The 15088-nt window shown below is 72.6% G+C and carries 18 protein-coding genes; 9 read left to right on the top strand and 9 right to left on the bottom strand.

Annotation, left to right across the window (positions count from 1 at the left end; all coding sequences use genetic code 11):
* Positions 1–299: 299 nt before the first annotated feature.
* Positions 300–779, top strand: a complete 480-nt coding sequence (locus tag AB0C36_RS16560) for a GtrA domain-containing protein (protein WP_358354459.1) — start codon at positions 300–302, stop codon at positions 777–779.
* A 19-nt stretch (positions 780–798) separates the two neighbouring features.
* On the opposite strand, the gene AB0C36_RS16565 is transcribed toward AB0C36_RS16560, so the two are convergent.
* Positions 799–1383, bottom strand: coding sequence for a VOC family protein (locus AB0C36_RS16565; RefSeq protein ID WP_358354461.1), 585 nt, complete (start codon positions 1381–1383; stop codon positions 799–801).
* Positions 1384–1496: 113 nt separating this feature from the next.
* Here AB0C36_RS16565 and AB0C36_RS16570 point away from each other — a divergent pair, with 113 nt between their 5' ends.
* The 6 genes from AB0C36_RS16570 (at position 1497) to AB0C36_RS16595 (ending at position 7375) form a co-directional block, all read left to right on the top strand.
* The gene (locus tag AB0C36_RS16570; RefSeq protein WP_358354463.1) at positions 1497–2612 is read left to right on the top strand and encodes an alpha/beta hydrolase; all 1116 of its coding nucleotides are present in this window, start codon (positions 1497–1499) and stop codon (positions 2610–2612) included.
* A 107-nt stretch (positions 2613–2719) separates the two neighbouring features.
* Complete coding sequence (locus AB0C36_RS16575) at positions 2720–3553, top strand: hypothetical protein (protein WP_358354465.1); 834 nt, start codon at positions 2720–2722, stop codon at positions 3551–3553.
* A 187-nt stretch (positions 3554–3740) separates the two neighbouring features.
* Positions 3741–4649, top strand: a complete 909-nt coding sequence (gene ligD / locus AB0C36_RS16580; protein ID WP_358354468.1) for a non-homologous end-joining DNA ligase — start codon at positions 3741–3743, stop codon at positions 4647–4649.
* Positions 4650–4840: 191 nt separating this feature from the next.
* The gene (locus AB0C36_RS16585) at positions 4841–5506 is read left to right on the top strand and encodes a DNA polymerase ligase N-terminal domain-containing protein (RefSeq protein WP_358354470.1); all 666 of its coding nucleotides are present in this window, start codon (positions 4841–4843) and stop codon (positions 5504–5506) included.
* A complete protein-coding gene (locus tag AB0C36_RS16590; protein WP_358354473.1) occupies positions 5503–6180 on the top strand; it encodes an HhH-GDP family DNA glycosylase in 678 nt (225 codons plus the stop codon). The genes AB0C36_RS16585 and AB0C36_RS16590 overlap by 4 nt, the downstream gene beginning before the upstream one ends.
* A gap of 76 nt (positions 6181–6256) precedes the next feature.
* Entirely contained in the window at positions 6257–7375 is a 1119-nt protein-coding gene (locus AB0C36_RS16595) for a PP2C family protein-serine/threonine phosphatase (protein ID WP_358354476.1), read from the top strand.
* 147 nt (positions 7376–7522) lie between these two features.
* Here the strand turns inward: AB0C36_RS16595 and AB0C36_RS16600 are convergent, their stop codons facing one another.
* From AB0C36_RS16600 to AB0C36_RS16620, 5 genes are all read right to left on the bottom strand, one after another.
* The gene (locus AB0C36_RS16600; protein WP_358354478.1) at positions 7523–8086 is read right to left on the bottom strand and encodes a TIGR03086 family metal-binding protein; all 564 of its coding nucleotides are present in this window, start codon (positions 8084–8086) and stop codon (positions 7523–7525) included.
* A gap of 5 nt (positions 8087–8091) precedes the next feature.
* The gene (locus AB0C36_RS16605) at positions 8092–8754 is read right to left on the bottom strand and encodes an NAD(P)H-binding protein (RefSeq protein WP_358354481.1); all 663 of its coding nucleotides are present in this window, start codon (positions 8752–8754) and stop codon (positions 8092–8094) included.
* Between the two features lie 51 nt (positions 8755–8805).
* Positions 8806–10332 (bottom strand): AMP-binding protein, encoded by a 1527-nt coding sequence (locus AB0C36_RS16610; RefSeq protein WP_358354484.1) that lies wholly within the window; start codon positions 10330–10332, stop codon positions 8806–8808.
* Between the two features lie 119 nt (positions 10333–10451).
* Positions 10452–11252, bottom strand: coding sequence for a tyrosine-protein phosphatase (locus tag AB0C36_RS16615; RefSeq protein ID WP_358354487.1), 801 nt, complete (start codon positions 11250–11252; stop codon positions 10452–10454).
* A 29-nt stretch (positions 11253–11281) separates the two neighbouring features.
* Positions 11282–11521, bottom strand: coding sequence for a lipopolysaccharide assembly protein LapA domain-containing protein (locus tag AB0C36_RS16620; protein ID WP_358354489.1), 240 nt, complete (start codon positions 11519–11521; stop codon positions 11282–11284).
* A gap of 139 nt (positions 11522–11660) precedes the next feature.
* On the opposite strand from AB0C36_RS16620, the gene AB0C36_RS16625 reads away from it, so the two are divergent.
* The gene (locus tag AB0C36_RS16625) at positions 11661–12566 is read left to right on the top strand and encodes a 3-hydroxybutyryl-CoA dehydrogenase (RefSeq protein WP_358354491.1); all 906 of its coding nucleotides are present in this window, start codon (positions 11661–11663) and stop codon (positions 12564–12566) included.
* Here AB0C36_RS16625 and AB0C36_RS16630 read toward each other — a convergent pair.
* Both AB0C36_RS16630 and AB0C36_RS16635 read right to left on the bottom strand, forming a co-directional pair.
* On the bottom strand, positions 12557–12682 hold the full coding sequence (locus AB0C36_RS16630) for a hypothetical protein (RefSeq protein WP_358354494.1): 126 nt from the start codon (positions 12680–12682) through the stop codon (positions 12557–12559). The genes AB0C36_RS16625 and AB0C36_RS16630 overlap by 10 nt on opposite strands.
* Before the next feature lie 83 nt (positions 12683–12765).
* Complete coding sequence (locus tag AB0C36_RS16635) at positions 12766–12936, bottom strand: hypothetical protein (protein ID WP_358354497.1); 171 nt, start codon at positions 12934–12936, stop codon at positions 12766–12768.
* Between the two features lie 268 nt (positions 12937–13204).
* On the opposite strand from AB0C36_RS16635, the gene AB0C36_RS16640 reads away from it, so the two are divergent.
* A complete protein-coding gene (locus tag AB0C36_RS16640; RefSeq protein ID WP_358354500.1) occupies positions 13205–13975 on the top strand; it encodes a helix-turn-helix domain-containing protein in 771 nt (256 codons plus the stop codon).
* Here the strand turns inward: AB0C36_RS16640 and AB0C36_RS16645 are convergent.
* The gene (locus tag AB0C36_RS16645; protein WP_358354503.1) at positions 13863–14813 is read right to left on the bottom strand and encodes a helix-turn-helix domain-containing protein; all 951 of its coding nucleotides are present in this window, start codon (positions 14811–14813) and stop codon (positions 13863–13865) included. The two genes, AB0C36_RS16640 and AB0C36_RS16645, sit on opposite strands and share 113 nt — an antisense overlap.
* Positions 14814–15088 lie beyond the last annotated feature (275 nt).

Below are 15088 nucleotides of genomic sequence, written 5' to 3' on the forward strand. Positions count from 1 at the left end.
ATGCCCGCATCACCGCCAAGTCGGGCCCGCTTTCCTGCCGGCGCGCCGGCGTCCGCGGCATCCCGGGACGTGCGTCTGCGCTCGGTAGCCCCTGCCCTCATGTTGGGCGACCGCGGCTGTCCGTGCCGTCGGTGCCGCTACGTCATGGCCGCCCCGGGCCAGGGCTCCAGTTCCCTGCCCCGGCCGTCCCGCACGGCGCGAAATAATTAGTGGAGGAAATCTCTCCACTACTGCTAGTCTCTCTTCTCAACCGGAGATTAATTCTCCACTTGGGACTCGGCAGGCACTGGGGGGCACTCATGGACCGGCACGCAGTCGCCTCGTTCGCCCGCTTCGTCGTCTGTGGCGGCGGGGTCGGCCTGCTCTCCAGCGGCGCCCTGCTCCTCATGACCGGGGCCATGTCGATCGCGGTCGCGAACGCGATCGTCACTGTCGTGTCCACGGTGGTCGCCAACGAGCTGCACAGCCGGATCACCTTCCGCCACGGGGCGGCCAGTGTCCGGGTGCACCTGGAGTCCACGGCGACGGCGGTCGCGGCGTACCTCGTCACCACGGCCGCCCTGCTGGCCCTCGACGCGATCGACGGCGGAGCCGGGGCGCTCACCCGCCAGGTCGTCTACCTCGCGGCCTCAGGCCTGGCAGGCGTCGGCCGGTTCGTGGCGCTCAAGGTCATGGTGTTCGCGCGCGGTACGAAGTCCGGTCAGCCGCAAGCGGCTTCGGTTCCGGTGCCGCACGCGGTCCACGCCAACACCCCGGCCCACGTCGTCGCGGCCGCCTGACGCGGCCCTCCGGATCGGCTCACCGTACGCGCGCGGCGGGGACGACGGGTGCCACCCGGTCGGCCGCAGTGCGGGGTTCGTGGCCCACATCGCCCCGGCCGCCGATCTCGCGTCGCCAGCAAGCGAATTCGAGCAGTATGCCGTCGGGGTCCTGGAAGTAGAACGATCGCACGTAGGTGCCCTCGTGCACGTCTGGGGAGAAGCCGAGCGAGCTGTCGTCGTGGTCGATGATCGGCCCGACCCGGACCCCCTTGCCCTTGAGCTTCTCGCGGTACGCGAGGAACCGCTCCTCGGGCACCGAGATGGCAAGGTGGTTCATCGAGCCCACGGCCGTACGGAAGTCGCCGACGCCGGGCACCGTCGCAGCCGTGGAAATACCGGGCACCGAGTCGGGGGCGTCCGCGAACCAGAAGAACGCCAGGTAGCTGCCGCCTCCCATGTCGAAGAAGAAGTGCTGGCCGGCACCGCCGGGCAGGTCGATCGTCTTCGCCAGGCGCATCCCGAGGACCCCCGAGTAGAAGTCCACGGTGCGCCGCATGTCGGAGCACACCAGGGCGAGGTGGTTCACGCCACTCAGCGCGAACTCCGGGTTCTGCCAAGCCATGAAGGCCTCCCCGGGCCACTCGGCGAGTTCTGGTTCCGAAACTAACGTCAGTTCAGTTTCCGTACTAGCGTTGCCGGCATTCGGATCCGCAGTCGCGTACCGGGGAGACCGTGATGGCCGAGATCCACCGGGAGTTCGTCGGTCTGCCGTCGCCGCTGGTCGGCCGGGCGGGGGCGGGCGGCCACCCCTGCCAAGGGGTCTACCACCGCCCGGCGGGGGAGCGGCCGCGTACCGCGTTCATCGCGACGCACTACAACGTCGACTTCTCCGAGCATTACCTCGCCGAGTACTTGGCCGAGCGCGGGTACGGGTTCCTCGGCTGGAACACCCGCTTCCGGGGCAACGAGGCGTACTTCCTGCTCGACCACGCGCTCGTCGAGATCGGTGTGGGCGTGCGCTGGCTGCGCGAACAGGCCGGAGCGGAACGGGTGGTGCTGCTCGGCAACTCCGGCGGCGGATCGCTGATGGCCGCGTACCAGTCGCAGGCCGTCGAGCCGAACGTGACCCCGGTGCCGGGGATGCGGCCGCTGGAACAGGCGTACGGGCTCCCGCCGGGCGACCTGTTCGTCGCCCTCGCCGCGCACGCCGGCCGCCCCCAGGTGCTGACCGCCTGGATGGACCCGTCCGTCACCGACGAGACCGACCCGCTCTCGGTCGACCCCGGCCTCGACCCGTTCGACCCGCGGCACGGCCCGCCGTACGACGCCGACTTCCAGCACCGCTACCGGACCGCGCAACGCGCCCGCAACGAGCGCATCACCGACTGGGCACTCGCCGAACTCGAGGCGCTGCGCGGCGGCCGGGCCCGCGACCGGCTCTTCGCCGTCCCGCGCACCTGGGCCGACCTGCGCATGATCGACCCGGCCATCGAACCCTCCGACCGCCGCCCGAACTGGTGCTACCAGGGCGAGCCTGCCAAGGCCAACTACGGCGTCTTCGGCATCGCCGGCTCGTGCACGCTGCGGACCTGGCTCTCGATGTGGAGCCTGCGGACCTCGCAGTGCACCGCCGCGCCCCACCTCGCCCGGATCACCGTGCCGTCGCTCGTCGTGCACGCCACCGCCGACACCTGCGTGTACGGCAGCGACGCCCGGACCCTGTACGACGCGCTCGCCGCCCCCGACAAGTCGCTCGAGTTCGTCAAGGCCGACCACTACCTCCAGGACCCGCCGACCGCCCGGCCCCGGGCCGCCGACCTCGTCGCCGGGTGGCTCGCGGACCGCACCTGATCATGGACGCCGGTTTCTCTTGAAACTGACGGATCATCAGTTTAGGTTCCGAGGGCCGGGGCGCGGCATGCACGGCGTCCCCGAGACGCGGCAGCCAGGAGGACCCGATGACATACCAGCCTCTGGAAGTGGGCGGAGTCGACGACTACCCGGTCAAGGTCGGCAGCATGTTGCTGACGCTGGTCGACCCGCACAAGGGGTACGAGCGCGCCTACAACCGCTGGTACGAGCGCGACCACTTCTACGGTGGCTGCATGGTCGGCCCGCACCTGTTCGCGGGCAGCCGCTGGGTCGCCACCCGCGCCCTGAAGGACCTGCGCTGGCCCGGCGACGGCACCGAGGTCGCGGAACCCGCCGACGCGGGCAGCTACGTCGGCATCTACTGGGTCGAGAAGGGCCGCCACAAGGACCACTTCGACGACTGGGCGCGCCCGCAGGTGGCCTACCTGTACGGCAACGGGCGCGGCTTCCCGGAGCGCACCCACGTCCACACCGTGCTGTTCGAGCACCTGGGCGCCTCGTACCGCGACGACGACCCGGTCCCCGTCGACCTCGCCCTGGACCACGGGTACGAGGGCATCGTGGCCCTGTGGCTGGACGCGCGCACCGGCACCTCCGCGGACCTCCTCGTGTCCCTGACCGCCGACCACCTGCCGGCCCTGCTCAAGGACTCCGCGATCGAGATCGCCTCGGCCTGGGCGCCTTCCCCGGGCGAGGAGGAAGTGCGCACCAAGCAGCCGATGCCGCTGGGCAGCGCCCCCGGCGGCGCCGGACGCCTCGTGCAGCTCTTCTTCGCGCACGGCGACATCACCGACACCCTCGCCGGGCTCCGCGCCTACACGGACGGCATCGAGGCGGCCGGGCTGGCGGACGTACGCCTGGCCGCGCCGTTCCACCGCACCCACCCCGGCACGGACAAGTACGTCGACGAGCTCTGGTAGGCCGGCCGCGGTAGCGCTGCTCCGGCAGGGCCTTGCCGCAGGACGAGCAACACCAGCGAAACCGACAAGACCCGCAAGACCCGCAAGCCGCTCTCAGCACCGGCCGGGCCTCTCCGCGTGTGGAAACGCGCGGAACGGGCAGGCGCTCAGGAAGTCCGGCCGGTGCCGGGGAACGGAGCGGGTCACCATGGCGGCCAAGACGGATGTCCGGGTCGGAGGGCGTACGGTCGCCCTCACGCGCCCCGACAAAGTGCTCTTCCCGGACGACGGCATCACCAAGGCCGACCTCGCCCGGTACTACGCGGCCGTCGCCGAGCGCATGCTGCCGCACACGCGCGGCCGACCGCTCATGATGGAGCGCTACCCGGACGGCATCGGCAAGCGTCCGCTCATGCAGAAGAACGCGCCGGACTACTTCCCCGACTGGATCCGGCGCGCCGAGGTCACCAAGGTCGGCGGAACCGTCGAGCACCCGATCGCCGACAACGCCGCGACGCTCGTCTACCTGGCCAACCAGGCCTCCGTGACGCTGCACCGGTGGCTGTCGAAGGCCGACAAGACCGAGCACCCGGACCGGCTCGTCTTCGACCTCGACCCCTCCGGCGACGACTTCCCCGCGGTCCGCGAAGCGGCCCTCGGGCTGCGCGAGCTGCTCGACGAGCTGCAACTCGACAGCAGCGTCATGACCACGGGGTCGCGCGGCCTGCACGTCATCGTCGCCCTGGACCGCCGCGCCGACTTCGACACGGTCCGCACCTTCGCCCACGACACCGCCGAGGTGTTGGCCGCGCGGCACCCCGACGCACTCACGACCGCGCCGCGCAAGGACGCCCGCGGCGGACGGCTGTACCTCGACGTGCAGCGCAACGCGTACGCGCAGACCGCCGTGGCGCCCTATTCGGTACGTGCCCGCGCCGGCGCGCCCGTGGCCGCCCCGGTCACCTGGGACGAGGTCGAGAAGCCCGGCCTGACCGCGCGGAAGTGGACCATCGCCACCGTGCTCGAACGCCTGGACGACGACCCGTGGGCGGACGCCCCGAGCCGCGGACAAGGCCTCGGAGCGGCCCGGCGCCGCCTCGACGCGCTGCGTCAGTAGGCCGCCGAGAGTAGGTCGGGCCAAGGGCGGGCGCGGGCGGGGCCGGGCGTACGGCCGAAACAGGCGGCTGGGACGCACGGCCGAGACAGGCGGTTGCAGCCGACGGTTGCCCCGGCGCCGAGCGGGTAGCGGCCCCGCGTACGACGCCCCACCGGGCACGACCAGCACCACCAGCACCGCCGGAGGAAGCCGTGGCCCAGTCCGACGCCCTGAAGGAGTACCGGCGCAAGCGCGACTTCGCCAAGACCACCGAGCCGCAGGGCGGCCACGAACCGGGTGAGCCCGGTGAGGCGCCGGAGTTCGTCGTGCAGATCCACGACGCGACGCGTATGCACTTCGACTTCCGCCTGGAGGTCGACGGGGTCCTCAAGTCGTGGGCCGTTCCGAAGGGCCCGTCGCACGATCCCGCCGTCAAGCGCCTCGCCGTGCCGACCGAGGACCACCCGATGGACTACCGCGATTTCGAGGGCGTCATCGCCAAGGGCGAATACGGCGGCGGCACGGTGATCGTGTGGGACCAGGGCACGTACCGCAGCATGGCGACGGACAAGCGCGGCAACGAGATCCCCTTCGACGAGGCGATCGAGCGCGGCCACGCGTCGTTCTGGATGGACGGCGGCAAGCTGCACGGAGGGTTCGCCCTGACCCGCACGCGCGGCGGGCCGGGCGAGCAGGAGGCCTGGATCCTCGTCAAGCGCAAGGACCAGCACGCGAAGGGCGGCGACGGCACCGATCCGCGGCGCGCCAAGTCGGTGCTCACCGGGCGCACCCTCCGGCAGGTCGCCGACGACGCCGCGCAGGAGAACGCCGGGCCCGAGAAGGGGAACAAGGGGAAGAAGGGAGAGGCGGCGTCATGAGCACGACCGCGAAGAAGCGAAGCCACCGCACGAGCGCCGGGACGCGCGACCGCGTACGCATACTCCTGCGCCTGGCAGGGAGCACCTACGCCCAGGACGCCGGGATCCGCCTCGCCGACAAACCCGCCCCGTTGTGGCAACTGCTCGTCCTGAGCAACCTGCTGTCCGCGCGCATCAGCGCCGACATCGCCATGGCCGCGGCCCGCGAGCTTTTTCGCGCGGGCGGCCGCACACCGCACGGCATGGCCGAACTCACCTGGCAGCAACGCGTCGACGCCCTCGGACGCGGCCACTACGTCCGCTACGACGAAGGCACCGCCACCCGGCTCGGTGAATGCGCCGACCTGGTCCGCGACCGCTACGCGGGCGACCTGCGGCGCCTGGCCCGCGAGGCGGACGACGACCCGGCCCGCGTACGCGAACTCCTGACCGAGTTCCCCGGTATCGGACCGACGGGCGCCGCGGTGTTCTGCCGCGAAGCCCAGGCCGTCTGGCCCTTCCTCCGGCCCGCACTCGACCGCCGGGCCCTTGCCGGAGCCAAACGCGTCGGTCTGCCGTCCGACGCCGCGGAACTGGCGAGCCTGGTGCCCGACGACGAACTTTCCTCCCTGGCGGCGGCCTTGGTACGCGCCGACCTGCACCACGACCTGGCCGAGAAAGTGACGGCTTCCTGACTCGGGGAAACCGGTGACCGGGTGATTCTCCCGGCAGTCGGGTTACGTCGGGTGGCGGGCGGCTAACGGCCGTGCCATGGACGGCTGGGCTTCGGAGAACACGCGCACCCCCGGGCCGCCGGCCGGACCGGCCTGGATGCGGTGGCTGGTGCCGCTCATGATCGTGTCCGGCGTGGTGTTCGAGTTCGCGACGCCCGACCCGTACCGCGCCGGGCCCATGCTCGCCGCGGCCGGGCCGCTCGCGGCGGTGACGCTGCGGTTCCGGGCCGCCGTCGCGGCCGTCCTCGCGGACGGCGTCGTCGGCGTCCTGCTCGCGCTCGGCCACACGTCCGACCCCGACGCCCACGTCTGGCTGGACCTCGTGTCGTTGGGCGCGGTGCTCGCGCTGAGCGTGCTCATCGCCGCCCTGCTCGCCCGGGGCGAGGACCGCCTGATCGAGGTACGCGCCGTCGCGGACGCCGCGCAGCGGGCCGTCCTGCCCACGATCCCGCGCCGCCTCGGACACCTGGAGGTCGCCGTGCGGTATGCCACCGCACGCAGCGCGGCCCGCATCGGCGGCGACTTCTACGCCGCCGAGGACACCCGGTACGGTGTACGCCTCCTGCTCGGTGACGTGCGTGGCAAGGGCCTCGACGGCATCGGCACCGTCGGGCAGATCGTCGGGGCGTTCCGCGAAGCCGCGCACCACGTGCCGGCACTCGCGGAACTCGCGGAGTACCTGGAGGAGTCCACCGAACGCTGGAACGCCTCCTCGCAGGACTCCGAGGCCGACGAGCGGTTCGCCACCGCCGTGCTGGTCGAACTGCCGCGCGACGAGGCGCACCTGCGCATCGTCAACCGCGGCCACATCGCTCCGCTGCTGTTGCGGGGCGGCGGCCGGCTGAGCGTCCTGGAACCGAGCCGGCCCGACCTGCCGCTCGGTTTCGGGCGGCTCGCGCCCGCCGGGACGACCGGACCCGCCGCGGTCGACGTCGTGCCGTTCGGGAACGGCGACACGCTGCTCCTCTACACCGACGGTGTCAGCGAGGCCCGCGACGAGACGGGAGCCTGCTTCGACCTCGCCGACGCCCTCGCCGGCATCGTGCCGGTGGACCTGTCGGAGCTGTTGTGGCTCGTCGGGGACCAGGTCCGTGCGTTCTCGGGCGGAGAACTCGCCGACGACACCGCGCTGATGGCGGTACGCAGGACCGAGTGACCGGTCCGAGTGACCCGCACGGGCGGCCAAACCGGGTGACCGGACTGGACGACCGGACTGGACGGCTGGACGACCGGACTGGACGATCGGACCGGGTGGCCGGACTGGGCGATCGAGCCGTGCCCGCCGGTCCGACCGCGCCGTGCGCTACGGCCGACGGCCGAGCAGCGCCACCAGCCGGTCCTGGGCCCGCGCGTCCGCGGGCACCTCGACGGGCGGTGCGAAGATGCCCGCGCCCTGCCAGGCGTCGACGTGCGGCGCGATGCGCTCGTACACCAGCTCGGCCAAGGACTCGTCGAGCGTGTCGTCGTCGCCGATGCCCCGGGCCAGGTCCCAGGCGTGCACGGTGAGATCGGTGATGATCTGCCAGCCGTACTCGGACGCTGCCGTGCGCCCGCCGGTGACATGGACGGTCCCCTCGAACGCCCCGGGCGCGTGGAACGCCTCGCGCGACCCGGCCGCGGCGCGCTCCCACGCGCGCACGGGGTGGTCGCCGAGCAGATCACCGTCGTAGCGGTCGCCGACCTCGGCAAGGGTCGAGCCGCGCAGCAGCCACGGTGCCCACGTGTGCTCGCTCGTCAGGTGGTTCACCAGGTCGCGCACCGACCAGTCCTCGCACGGGGTGTCCGCGTTCCACTGGCCGACGCCGACGTGGTGCACGCGGTCGTCGAACTCGCGGAGCGCACGGTCGTACGCCTCCACCTGCTCCATGCCGCTCACCCGCCCGCCGCGTTCCGTACCGCGTCCTCGACCGGCGTGTCACCGCCGATCAGTTCGAGAGTGAGGCCGGCCGTCTCCGGGTGCCGCAGCAGCCCGCCGATCACGGCCGCGACGTCATCGCGTGTCACCTCGCCCCGCCCGGTCGTGGCGGCCAGCGCCACCCGCCCGGTGCCGGGGCCGTCGGTCAGCAGGCCGGGGCGCAGGATGGTCCAGTCGAGGGCCTTGCGCCTGCGGATGTCGGCGTCGGCGGCACCCTTGGCACGCAGGTACGCGGCGAACACCTCGTCGGTCCCGGCCGGCGGCTCGTTGTCCGCGCCCATGGCGGAAACCACGATGAACCGGCGCACGCCGGCCTTCTCCGCCGCGTCCGCGAGCAGCGTCGCCGCGCCCCGGTCGACGGTCTCCTTGCGGCCGAGGCCGCTACCGGGCCCCGCGCCCGCGGCGAACACCGCGGCGTCGGCGCCGCGCAGGCGGTCGGCCAGGTCGTCCACCGACGTGGACTCCAAGTCGCAGACGACTGGCTCGGCGCCCGCCTCCTCGAGCGCCGCCGCCTGTTCGGGGCGGCGGATGAGGCCCACGCCGCGGTCCCCGCGGGCCGCGAGCAGGCGTTCGAGACGCAGGGCGATCTGTCCGTGTCCACCGGCGATGACGATACGCATGGGCCGGACCGTACCCGCATCCCGAGGAAGTGATGCCTGACCGCCGCCGGGTCAGTTGATCCGGCGCTCCTTGCCGGCCCAGTACGGCTCCCGCAGCCGGAACTTCTGCAGCTTGCCGGTCGCGGTGCGCGGCAGCGACTCCACGAACTCGACGCGCTTGGGGCACTTGTACCCGGCCAACCGGGTCCGGCAGTGCGCGATCAGTTCCTCCGCCGTGACCCCGTCGTCCGCGACCACCAGACCGGTGACCAGCTCGCCCCACTTCTCATCGGGAGTGCCGATCACCGCGGCCTCGCGGACCCCGGGATGCGCCGTCAGGGCGTCCTCGACCTCGATCGACGACACGTTCTCGCCGCCCGAGATGATGACGTCCTTCTTGCGGTCGGTGATCACGAGGTAGCCCTCGTCGTCGAAGTAGCCGCCGTCGCCCGTGTGGAACCAGTCGCCGGCCTGCGCCTTCGCAGTCTCCTCGGGCTGCTCCCAGTAACCGGCGAGGTTGTGGTTGGACGCGGTCAGCACCTCGCCGTCGACATCCAGGTCCACGCGTACGCCCAGCGCGGGCACCCCCGCCCGGGCCAGTCGGCGGGCGCGCTCGCCGACCGCCAGGCCGTCCCACTCGGAGCGGTGCCGGTTGACCGTGACCAGCGGCGACGTCTCGGTGAGGCCGTAGATCTGGATGAACTCCCAGCCCAGTTCCTCGAGGATGCGCTCGATCGTGCGGGTCGGCGGCGGGGCTCCCGCGCAGATGACCCGGACCCGGTCGCGGCCCGGGATCTCGCCCTCCCAGTCGGCGGCCGCGTCCAGCACGGCGTTGACGACGGCCGGCGCCGCGCACATCAGGGTGACGCCGTGGCGCTCCACGCGGCGCAGGATCTCCGCGCCGTCGACCTGGCGCAGCACGATGTGCCGACCGCCCATGCCGGTCACGCCGTACGGCATCCCCCAGCCGTTCGCATGGAACATCGGCAGGGTGTGCAGGTACACGTCGCGGTCGCCGATCCCCGCGTGCAGCGCGAACGTCGTGGCGTTGAGCCACAGATTGCGGTGCGTGAGCTGGACGCCCTTGGGCCGCGCGGTCGTCCCCGAGGTGTAGTTGACGGTGGCCGTAGCGGACTCGTCGGGCTCACTCCACGGCCGCGGCTCGACCCCGGGCAGGTACAGCGCGTCGTCGTCGCCGAGGACGAACTTGTGGGGCACGTCCAGGCCGTCCAGGACACCCGTGCAGGACGGGTCGGCGTACACGACGGACGCGCCCGAGTGGCCCACGATGTACTCGATCTCCGGGCGCGTCAGCCGGAAGTTGATCGGCACCAGCACGCGCCCCCACCCGGAGACGCCGAAGAACGAGGTGAACAGCCGTGCCGCGTTCTGCGACACCACCGCGACGCGCCCGCCCTCGGGCACGCCCAACGCGTCCAGCCGGGCGGCCTGCGCGGCCGCCAGCTCGCCCACCCGGCGGTAGTCGAGCTCCCCGAGCGAGGGACCGGGCTGGTCCGGCTCGTCCACCACGGCGACGCGGTCCGGGTAGACCTGTACGGCGCGGTCGAGGAAGTCGCGGACGGTCAGCGGGTACTGCACGGCGGTACCTCCGGTGCGTCAATCGGCGTCGGCACCCGCAGAGTATGGCGCACCGGACCGGGGTCCGTCGCCGACCACGGGCACCCGTTCGGCCTACCCGTCCGGCCCGCCCGTACGCCTCACCGCCAGGCGGGAACGGCCAGTTCCGCACGCATGCGCGCCACGGTCTCGTCCGGCACGCCCAACCCCTCGCGCAGGTACCCGTCCACGCCGCCCCACGTCGTGTCCATCGCGTCCAGCGCGGCGTCCAGGTAGGCGCCGTGCACCTCGATGATGGCGTCGGCGATCCCGGGGTCGCCTCCGGCGGCCGTGAACTCGTCGCGGAACGGCGCGAACCCCACCCGCACCGCCGGGTTGACGGCCAGGAACTCGTCGCGCACGACGCCGCGGTCGGCACCCAGCGCCATCAGCACCAGCGCCGCACCCCAGCCCGTACGGTCCTTGCCTGCCGTGCAGTGGAACAGCACCGGCCGCGCGTCCGCCACCGCCAGCACGAGCGCCCGGTACGCCTCCCGGGCCCGCGCCGACAGCACCATGCGCCGGTACGTCGCCGCGAACATTTCCGTCGCCCGGCCTCCGCCGAGTTCCCGCTCGGCCCGCCCGGGATCGGCGAGCAGGGCGTGCAGGCGGGCCGGCGCGACCTCAGGGTCGTCGCCGAGCACGTCCTCGACCAGCAAATGCGCGGTGCCCGGCACCCGGTCCGGCTCCGCCTCGCGCTCCTCGGCGGTCCGCAGGTCGACCACCGTGCGCAGGCCCAGGGCGACCACGTGCGGGTCCGCCGTCGGATCGAAGTGGCTGAACTGCCCCGAGCGGAACAGCACGCCGGGCGCCACCTGCCGCCCGTCCGCCAGAGTGACGCCGCCCAGATCGCGGAGGTTGCCCACGGTCGCGGCCGGAACCGCCGTCGCGGTGGTCGTCATGACGCCTGCCTCGCGGTCCGGCGGGACCCTCACCGGGCCCTGCGGTTGCGGCCGACCAGCCACACGGTGATCCCGCCCACCACGAACGCGCCCGCGAGCACCAGCCACAGCGGGGCCTCGACCTCGGGGACCCAGAACCGGATCGTCGTGGACTCGGTGTTGGCCGCGATGAACCACAGGCTCAGGACGAGGATCACGACCGTGCCGATCTGACGCGCCGTGATCCGCCGGTCCCGACCGTCGGCAACCTTCGGGTTGTTCTTCGCCATGCTTCGGATGCTAAGCCGCTCAAGGCCCTTCGGCCTGCGCAGCGGGCCGTATGGGCGGCGCGTCGCCGGGGCGCGCCCACGGACGGGTCAATCGAGCGTCCCGGCGCGTCGTCGCGGTGCGGGCGGCGAGAATGATGCGATGACAGAGACACCAACCATGTCCCAAACGCCCGACGCCGTCGCCCACGAGGCGATCCGACGGGTGGGCGTCGTCGGGTCCGGCCTGATGGGATCCGGCATCGCCGAGGTCTGCGCCCGGGCCGGCCTTGACGTCGTGGTCCGCGAGGTGAACCCCGAAGCGGCCCGGGCCGGCGAGCACCGCGTGACCTCGTCCCTCGACCGTGCGGTACGCCGCGGCAAGCTCGCCGAGGAGGAGCGCGACGCCGCCGTACGCCGCCTCCGGTTCACCACCGACCTGGCCGAACTGGCCGACCGCGACCTCGTGGTCGAGGCCATCGCCGAGGACGAGGGCGCCAAGGCCGAGCTGTTCGCCGCACTCGACAAGACCGTCACCCGCGACGACGCGATCCTCGCGTCCAACACCTCGTCCATCCCGATCATGAAGCTCGGCATGGCCACCGGACGCCCCGAAACGGTCGTCGGCGTGCACTTCTTCAACCCCGTACCGGTGCTCGACCTGGTCGAGCTGGTGCCGTCGCTGCTCACCGCGGAACAAACGCTGGTCCGTGCCGAGGAGTTCGTCGACGGCTCACTGGGCAAGCACGTCATCCGGTCCAAGGACCGCGCGGGCTTCGTCGTCAACGCGCTGCTGGTGCCGTACCTGCTGTCCGCGATCCGCATGCTGGAGTCGGGATTCGCGTCGCCCGAGGACATCGACTCGGGCATGGAACTGGGCTGCGCGCACCCGATGGGCCCGCTGCGCCTCGCCGACCTGATCGGCCTCGACACCCTCGCGGCCATCGCGGCGTCGATGTACGAGGAGTTCAAGGAGCCGCTGCACTCCGCGCCGCCGCTCCTGCTGCGCATGGTCGACGCCGGTCTCCTCGGCCGCAAGTCCGGGCGCGGGTTCCACAACTACGCGTAGAGGCAACTCTGGTAGCGCAGCGGATCGTTCGTCGTTGTCGGCTTCGGCTTCGGCTTCGGCTTCGGCTTCGGCTCCGACGTCGGCTTCGGCTTCGGCTCGTCGGTGGTCGTGCACATGGCGCCTCGCGGTGGACGCGGGGCGCCACCCTGCCATGCGGGCGTACGCGTCGCGGCGCCCCGCGTCGTATCCGCCTTGCGCGTCAGTGCACTTGGTACTGTCCGACGTGTGCGGGCAGCGGCCACCAGTTGTCCATGCGGGCGGCGATGACGCGGGCGTCCGCGACGCCCGCGCGCGGCTTGCAGGTCAGCGGCGGCGCGGGGGGGAACAGCTTGGGGGGAGACGGTGTCCACGGGCGCAGGGGCCCGCCCATACCGAGGATCATCGTGGCCCCCACGCGTCGGGCACGGTGCGGAGGCCATTCGACACGCCCCTGACGATAGGCAACGCAATGCCGATTCACAACCGATCTTAGGCACTACAGTGCCTCTTCCTGGGTATTGATGTCACCGGCGTGCCGCAACGCGACGGTCCGGGCAACCGGTCGTCAGGACGGTCTGCGATTCTGAAGCACTGGTCATACCGGTCTCAACGCCCGTCGCGGGACCGGCTGTTGTGTCGTACGGCGAGGGAGAGCGCGGATGACGGCCGAGGAGCCGAGGCCGGACTGGGCGTTCCTCGGGGCGTGCGTCCGCAGGGACCGGCGGGCCCGCCGCTGGACCCAGGAGGAACTGGCCGAGCGGGCCGGCCTGGCGCTGCGCACGATCGGCAAGTACGAGCGCGGGGAAGGGCCGACGGGCGACGCGGTGCCTTCCGGGTGCTTCGCCGTCGGTCGCGCCCTGGGCTGGCGGCGCGGAACCGTCGAGGAGTACCTCTTCGGACCGGAGCCGGGCATGGTCGGCACCGGGCCGGCGGCGACCGATTCGACGGCCGCCGACTCGACGCCGACCGGTATGAGCGAGGCGCGCGGGATCGGCGCCGAAGAGCTGGTGGCGGCGTACCGCGGCGTGCAGGACTTCATGGTGCTCGCCGTCGAACTCGGCGCGCCCGCCCCCTCGGTGCGCCGCTTCTCGGACGCCGCGGGCGACCTGCTCGAGGCCGCCACCGCGGGGTCCGGCATCGGTGCCGCACACGGCCTCGCCGCGAACAGCCCCGCGGGCGGCCCACCCACGGACGACGACGCCGTACGGGCCCTCGCGGCGACCGCCGACCTGCCCGACGTGCCGCGTACGCTGTCCGGCCGGGAGGTCGGCGGGAGGTCGGCGGACGCGCGTACCGAGGTGTCCGGCGACCCCGAGGTCACCGGCGAGGACGCCGCCGCAGCCGTACCGCACTCGCGGCGTCGCTCGCCCGCCGATCCGCACGCGCGCCCGTCGTCGGCAACCACCACGAGCCGCCGAAGCGACCTGTGACCTGCATGGGGTCGCCGCCCTCGGCGGGCACCGGCACGATGTCGACCACCTGGAAGTCGGTCCGCGCCGCCGCGAGGAACGGGTCCGCGACCATGGTGTGCACGCGGTAGTGCTGCACGTGGTCCGGATCGTGCCACGGGTGGTCCGGGTCCTTGTCCCACAGCGCCGCCATCACGTACGTCCCGGCGCCGGTGCGGCGTTCGCGTGCCGGGATCACCGGCCACCGCTCGCGCCACAGCGGATGGAAGTCCGACAGGTACTCCACCACCGCGTCGAACTTCGGCCTGCATTCCGCGTGGTCCCAGTGCCGGAGCATGACCGCCTTGTAGCTGGCCATGACGGCCTCCAGATGCGGCCGCACCCGCGACGCCGGGATCACGTGCCGGCGGTGCTCCGTCAACTGCATGACGATCGCGTTGTGTGTGACGCCGCCCGGGTGGTCGGGCCCCACCAGCGGGGAAACCCACGTGCCCGCCGCGTCGTTGCTCACCACGATCTCGCCGGAGGGGCCGCTCACGTACGTCGGGGTGACCTTGGCGCGCACGTAGTCGACCAGGCCCGGCAGCGACGCCGGGACGTCGCCGCACGCCATCGGGGGAGGCGGCAGCCGGGCCGCGCCCGCCAGCGCGGTGGTCTCCTCACGGGTGAGTCCGAGGTCCGCGATGATCTGCCGCAGCGACTCCGCGGTGAGCGGCCGGCGGCCCTTCTCGTACTCGCGGTACGACGCCAGCCCTATCGTCCGCTCGGCGTCGCTCGGCCGCAGCCCCCGGGAGGCCCGCAGCTGACTCAGCAGCACAGCCGCGGGGGGCAGTTCGCGGCGGCCGTCAGGTCGGTCCAAGACGCACCTTCATCGGTTGCACGTCGGAGGGAGCCCCGGGCCCCGATCGCGCCCGAGGGTCCCCTCGCGGTCAGGGCCCGGGGCAGGGGGGACGGGAACACCCGGGAGACGGGAACACCCCGGCGGAGTCGGCCGGGACGACCGGCGGATCACCGGTGACCGCACATTGACTGTGCGGTTGCGCGGGGGGTTCTTCCTTGTGACGATGATCAGCCCGGACGCCCACCGCCAAGGGCGTTCCGGGACGGTCGGCGGCACGGGGCACGGCGGTGGTG

Source organism: Streptodolium elevatio, from assembly GCF_040649515.1.
GTDB classification, from domain to species: domain Bacteria; phylum Actinomycetota; class Actinomycetes; order Streptomycetales; family Streptomycetaceae; genus Yinghuangia; species Yinghuangia elevatio.